Here is a 5945-nt window from a genome sequence, read left to right on the forward strand (position 1 = left end):
CCATGCGGCCCCGGCAGGCGGCTTTGAGCCCGTCCAGTCCGGCAATCGCACCCGAGGGCACATGAATCCGGCAGCCACGCTCCTCCGCCAGGTGAAACCAGTCCTCCCGGCCCAGAAGCCCGCCCACGCTCATGACCATCAGGTCTTTCCCGGCCTCGAGCACTTTGGGAACAATTTCAGCGAGCGCCTCTTGCCGGGCCGCTTCCACGATCAAGTCCGAGCGGCGCACCAGTTCGTCCAGAGACAACACCGGCGTCGCATGCGTAAGTTCGCCGGCGACTTTCTCCGCTCGGGCGCGGTCCACATCCGTCAGGCCAACGAGTACTGCGCGCACCTGGCCGCGATCAAGCGCCGTGGCCATCATCTGCCCGATAGCGCCCACTCCGGCAATGCCGACTTTCAACACGCCAACTTTCAAGGAGGATGACGGCTGGTTCACGCCAGTTCCAGCATGCGATCAATCGAGCGCCGAGCCTTCCGTGCGATCTCTTCCGGCACGCGTACTTCGGGCGCCAGGTTCTCGAGCGAGCGAATGATGTTGTCGAGCGTGATGGTCTTCATGAACGCGCAAACGGCGTTGGGATTCACCGGATAAAACTTTCTGTCCGAGTGCTCCTTGTTCAGGCGGTGCAGGATGCCCAGCTCCGTGCCCACGGCAAATTCGGAGGCCGGAGACTGGGCGATGTGCCGCAGCATGCCTTCGGTGGACAGGAAAAAAGTCTTGTTGAAGGGCAGGCTGCCGTCGAGCGCCTTGGCCATGCAGGAACTGACGCAGCCGCATTCCGGGTGCAGCAGCAACTCGACGTCGGGATGTTGCTCGAGCACTTCCTCGACGTCCTCCGGACGGATGGTTTTGTGCACGTGGCAGTAGCCGGGATAGGCAATGATGTTGCTTCGGCCGCTTTGGCGGGCCACTACAGACGCCAAAAACTTGTCCGGCACAAACAGAATCGGCCGGTCCGCCGGGATCGCCTGCACTACCTTGGCGGCGTTGGCCGACGTGCAGACGTAGTCGCTCTCGGCTTTCACCTCGGCCGAAGTGTTGATGTAAGAAACCACCACGGCGCCGGGGTAGCGCGCCTTCCATTCTCGCAATTCGTCGGCCGTGATGGCCGCGGATAGCGAGCAGCCGGCCCGCAGGTCCGGCAGCAGCACAATCTTCTCCGGACAGAGGATGGAGGCGGTTTCCGCCATGAAGTGCACGCCGCAGAATACGATCACGTCCGCGCCGGTCTTGGCCGCCGTCTGCGAAAGGCGCAGCGAATCGGCCACGCAATCGGCCACCTCCTGCACTTCCGGCCGCTGATAGTGATGGGCCAGAATGATGGCGTTTCGCTTCTTGGCAAGTTCCCGGATGCGCGCCTGCTTGCCGCCAATCTCCTCCAGGCTGTCCGTCAGCTCCTCGATCGGAGGGAGCGTGTAGCGGGCTTGCAGTGCCTCAATAGCCAGTGTCGCGGTAGCGGGTGCGGGCTGTACTTGCAGCCCGCCCAAATAGATGGTGTCTTGTGTGCTCATGGGGCTTTCAGAGAATCCTCAGAGAGAGATCGAGCGCCCGCGGAGAATGAGTCAGCACACCCATCGAAAGGGCGTCGGCTCCGCAGGCCGCATACTCTTCCAGATTGTTTTCGGTAATTGTCCCGCTCACTTCCACCAGTACTTCTTCCCGCAAGTGTTCCGAGTCGAGCGCATCCAGCGTCCGCCGTACCGCCTCCGGAGTCATATTGTCCAGAAGCAGCAGACACGGGCAGGATGGAGACTCGTCCTCGCGCAGCCGGCGAAACGCTTGCGCCGCAGCCACCGCGGCTTCCACGCTGCGAACCTCGATTTCGATGAAGGCCGCCGCCTGCCGGAAGGCGGCCCAAGCCCGCTCGATGGCCAGGCCAACGGCTTCCTCTTCGCGGGCGGCGAGCAGGGCCAGGTGATTACTCTTCACCAGAATGGCATCGCCCAGACCCAGGCGGTGCGTGCCGCCTCCTCCCAGGTGAACCGCGCGCTTGTCGAGCAGGCCCCAGGGAGTCTTGCGCGTGGCCACCACGAACGTTTTCGGACTGCGCACTTGCACACGCTCCTGCAAGCGGTGCGTCATGGTGGCGATTCCGCTCATGCGCTGGAGCAAATTCAACGCCACTCGCTCGAACGAGAGCAACTCTCCTCGCTGGCCCTCGATTTCCAGCAGGATCTCATCGGCGTTCACTGGCTCGCCGTCGTTCTTCCGCTGCCGGACGGCAAGGCCTCCGCGCGTCAGAAGCCAGCAACATTCCGCGATCCCCGCGACAATCCCCGGCTCCTTGGCCAGAATTCTGCCGCTGGTCCGTCCGGCCGCCAGGCCCAGCGCCTGGACCGTCAGGTCCCCGGCCCCGGCATCCGAAGCCAAGAGTTCGTCGAGAAAAGTCTGGACGGCCCGGAGATATCTCGGGTTTTCCAGAACCAGGTTGTCCCCGCGAAACAGGGCTCGTCGGATCTGTTCCTCCCGCGCGGGACGCACCGGGCGGGCCTCGAGTTGTGCCTTGGCGTTCATTTCAGCAAAATTCCCCGCTCCTGCAAGCGCGCCTTGGCTCGGGCGATCATCTTGGGCCGGCTGGCCTCCACGGTGTGCAGGTGAACGCCGCGCGTGAGAGTCGAGAGCAGGCTGGCCTTGGTCTGGCGCCAGCGGCGAATAAAATCCTGCACGTCGGCGCGCGACTCGATCATCAGTGAGCCGCGCAACTCGCCGTACAGAGCGTGCTCGACCACCACGTCCAGCACTCGCACGCCGTGGTCCACCAGTATCTGCAGTTCTTCCTCCGTTTGTTCCGGCGTGTGACGACAGGCCAGAATGGCCCGGTGCGCTGAGGGCCGACCCTGCGGCAGGCGATAGCCTTGCGGGGTCGAGAGGATCTCCACTCCGGCCGCGCGCAGGATGGCCACGTCCTGCACCAGGCACTGCCGGCTCACGCGAAAACGCCGCGCCAGATCGTCCCCATGCACCGGACCCGCATGCGCCCGCATCCATTCCGTCAGGCGGCGCCGGCGGTCCGCGCCGCCTCCGTTGCGCCCGCCGTTCTCCGTGGCGTGTTTGGCTCTCTGCTTCACTTTCATTGTCTTGTCAGCAGTCTAGTCTATTGTCTGGTCCGGCGCAAGCGCCCAGAAGAGCTGTGGTACTCACCTTGTCTTACCTCTTTGGGTGATTTAGGTTCCATCACCATTCGGGGCGAGAAGAAGAGCAGAACGGCTGGATTACTTCGGCGCGAACAAAGCGCCTTGCTTGCAAACCTCTAGCCTGGATTATTCACGATTTGTCTGGCAAAAAAAGAAAGGATGCTCTAAAAGGTTGATGAACACTGGGTTTTCGTGAACCCAGCACTCCCTTTCGGAGCATCCAAGAGTGACAGACTGTATACCACAATTGGTTTTCTCCTTCTACCGACATCGACCCATTCACGCTGATTTTTCCGGTGGGCAAATCACCAGCGATGCCGGACTTTTGCCGCTGCGGGCCTTTGACGAACGCCAGCAGCTGACTCGCGATCTGGCTGAAACCCTCAGCGATCCGCGTCAGGACGATCGTGTCCGTCACGACTCGCTAGCGCTGTTGCGGCAGCGCGTCTACCAAATCGTTGCCGGATACGAAGACGCCAACGACGCCGACCGCCTGCGCCACGATCCACTCTTGCAAATCATCGTCGATCAGAAACTGGGAGAGGCACTCGGCTCCCAGCCTACTCTCAGCCGCTGGGAGAACGCACCTTCGGGCCGCGATCTGGTACGCCTGAACGACGCTCTGTTGAAGCAGTTCATTCGTCTCTGCGGTAAGCAGGCCCGCAAACGTGGTGAGATCCTGCTGGACATCGACTCCACAGACGATCCCACTCATGGCCGCCAGCAACTCAGCTTCTTCAACGGTGCCTATGGTCAGCACATGTATCACCCCATGCTGATCTTCGAGCGCCACACCGGATGTCTGCTGGCAGCCCGACTTCGAGCGGGAAACGCCTCCAGTCATGCTCGCATCGTGCCCCTGCTGCTGCGACTGGTCCCGCGACTGCAGGCCGCTTTTCCTAAAGTGAAGATCAAGCTGCGCGGCGATGCCGGCTTCGCTCTGCCCCTGCTCTATGAGTTCTGCGAGTTCTTCGGCATCCAATACACACTGGGCATTCCCGCCAACTCGGTCTTCCGGCGCCGCGCCGAACCGAGGCAGAAACGGTTACAGCGCCGCTATCGTCGCACCCAGTTACCACAGCGCAGTTTCTCCAGCTTCCGCCACCGCGCCCGCAGTTGGTCGCACCAGCGCCGTATCTGTTACAAAGCCGAGCACACCGCCGTCGGAACCAACCTGCGCTTCGTGATTACCAACTGCCTCGGTTGTGCCTCGGAGGTCTTCGCTTTCTATAACGATCGCGGCGAGTGTGAGAACCGCATCGAGGAGTTCAAAAACGGTTTCCGCGCCGACCGCTTGAGCTGTCACCGCTTCCTGGCCAACGCCTTCCGCCTGCTGCTGCACGGCTTTGCCTACAACCTGGTCAACCTGTTCCGCTTGCAGTTGCCCCAGCCCTGGCGTTCGGCCCAGATCGAAACGCTGCGCGCCCAACTCTTCAAAATCGGCGCTCGCGTTCGCCAGACCGCCCGCTGTGTTCGCTTTCACCTGGCCAGCGGCTGGCCCTTCCAGAACTTGTTCCGCTCCGCCGCCTTCGCCGTTAACAGCAGTTGACCTGATCGCTTGCCCCGAACTCAGCTTTCCACAGACGGTCCCTGCGGAGCCGCGCCCAAAACTTCTCAGCTCGCCACCCGTACGTTCTTAGCTCACATACTCTCGCCCTGCTCACCCCTCTTATCGCCCAATCTGTCCCGACCAACTGTCTCCCCAAACATAATCTCAGCCCTCATGAATTAAGCAGGCTAGGGTTTTGTATCCACCGGCCTTTTCCCCGGGCAGCGTCGTTATCTTGAAAAGTTCCTTGAGTTCGTCTAGGGGAAGCATCCCATCCAACAGCCACGTACCGTCATCCCTGCGAGCCATCATGGACTCAATGGGCCTTTCGCGCGTCGGCAATGCACCCACCAGAACTTCCGATATGTCGTATAGAGTACACACACCGAGCACGCTGCCGTGCTCGTCTACGACCAGCGCGAAATGTGTGCGGGAGTCCTTGAAGCGCTGCAGGAGGTCTACAGCGCGGGTTCCTTCGGGCACATACAGGGGTGTTTGCAATACCTCGCGCGGATTGATTTCTTTGCCCTCCAGGCTCTGACGAAAGAGGTCACGTACGGCTACAACGCCCAGCACGTTTTCCGGGCTTCCCTGGCAGACGGGAAAGCGTGACCGGTGGGATGTGGCAATCTTTTGCCGCAGGGACGAGAGCGGTTCTTGCACATCGAGCCAGACAATTTTCGAACGGGGAGTCATCAGCATGTCCACGGTGCGGTCCCCAAGTTTGAAGATGCGAGTCACAAGGTCGCGCTCCGTCGGATCAAAAACGCCAGCCTTCGTTCCCTGCTCCACGAGGACTTTGATCTCCTCCTCGGTCACCGGCGGTTCCATGGAAGGGCGAATTCGCAGCAGGCGCAGGGTGACGTTTGTCGAGGCGCTTAGAAAGCGCACAAGAGGCGAGGTGGCCCACGCAAGGAAGTGCATCGGACGGGCCACCAGACTTGCCATCCGCTCCGGATCGTTCAGGGCCATCCGCTTGGGCACGAGTTCTCCCCACACGAGCGAAAGATAGGTGATGGCGATGACCACGATTCCGACGCTGATGGCTCGACCGTAGGGCGCCATCAGGGGATAACGAACTAGCCAGACTTCGATCGCCACGGCGATAGTGGCGCCGCCGAGGGCTCCCGCCAGCACGCCTGCCAGCGTGATCCCAATCTGCACTGTGGACAGGAACGTGTCCGGAAATTGGGCCAGTTGCAGTGCTGCTGCAGCCTTCCGGTTCCCGGTGTCCGCCAGACGTTGCAATCGCGTTTTG

The 5945-nt window shown here is 61.6% G+C and carries 6 protein-coding genes; 1 reads left to right on the forward strand and 5 read right to left on the reverse strand.

The annotated features are described in order from the left end of the window. From VIH17_06350 to VIH17_06365, 4 genes are all read right to left on the reverse strand, one after another. Positions 1–439, reverse strand: a 439-nt coding sequence (locus tag VIH17_06350; GenBank protein ID HEY4682856.1) for a Gfo/Idh/MocA family oxidoreductase, incomplete at its 3' end; no start/stop codon positions are given. After that, positions 436–1515 (reverse strand): quinolinate synthase NadA, encoded by a 1080-nt coding sequence (gene nadA / locus VIH17_06355; GenBank protein ID HEY4682857.1) that lies wholly within the window; start codon positions 1513–1515, stop codon positions 436–438. The genes nadA and VIH17_06350, both read right to left, overlap by 4 nt. A gap of 7 nt (positions 1516–1522) precedes the next feature. Continuing rightward, positions 1523–2518 (reverse strand): carboxylating nicotinate-nucleotide diphosphorylase, encoded by a 996-nt coding sequence (nadC, locus tag VIH17_06360; protein ID HEY4682858.1) that lies wholly within the window; start codon positions 2516–2518, stop codon positions 1523–1525. Beyond that, positions 2515–3072, reverse strand: coding sequence for a transcription repressor NadR (locus tag VIH17_06365; protein HEY4682859.1), 558 nt, complete (start codon positions 3070–3072; stop codon positions 2515–2517). The genes nadC and VIH17_06365 overlap by 4 nt, the downstream gene beginning before the upstream one ends. A 313-nt stretch (positions 3073–3385) precedes the next feature. Here VIH17_06365 and VIH17_06370 point away from each other — a divergent pair, with 313 nt between their 5' ends. Further along, positions 3386–4687 carry an IS1380 family transposase gene (locus VIH17_06370; protein HEY4682860.1) on the forward strand — a complete coding sequence of 434 codons (1302 nt, stop codon included), beginning with the start codon at positions 3386–3388 and terminating at the stop codon, positions 4685–4687. Between the two features lie 165 nt (positions 4688–4852). Here VIH17_06370 and VIH17_06375 read toward each other — a convergent pair. After that, positions 4853–5945, reverse strand: a 1093-nt coding sequence (locus VIH17_06375) for a hemolysin family protein (protein HEY4682861.1), incomplete at its 5' end; no start/stop codon positions are given.

It is taken from the genome of Candidatus Acidiferrales bacterium (genome assembly GCA_036514995.1).
In the GTDB taxonomy this organism is placed as follows: domain Bacteria; phylum Acidobacteriota; class Terriglobia; order Acidiferrales; family DATBWB01; genus DATBWB01.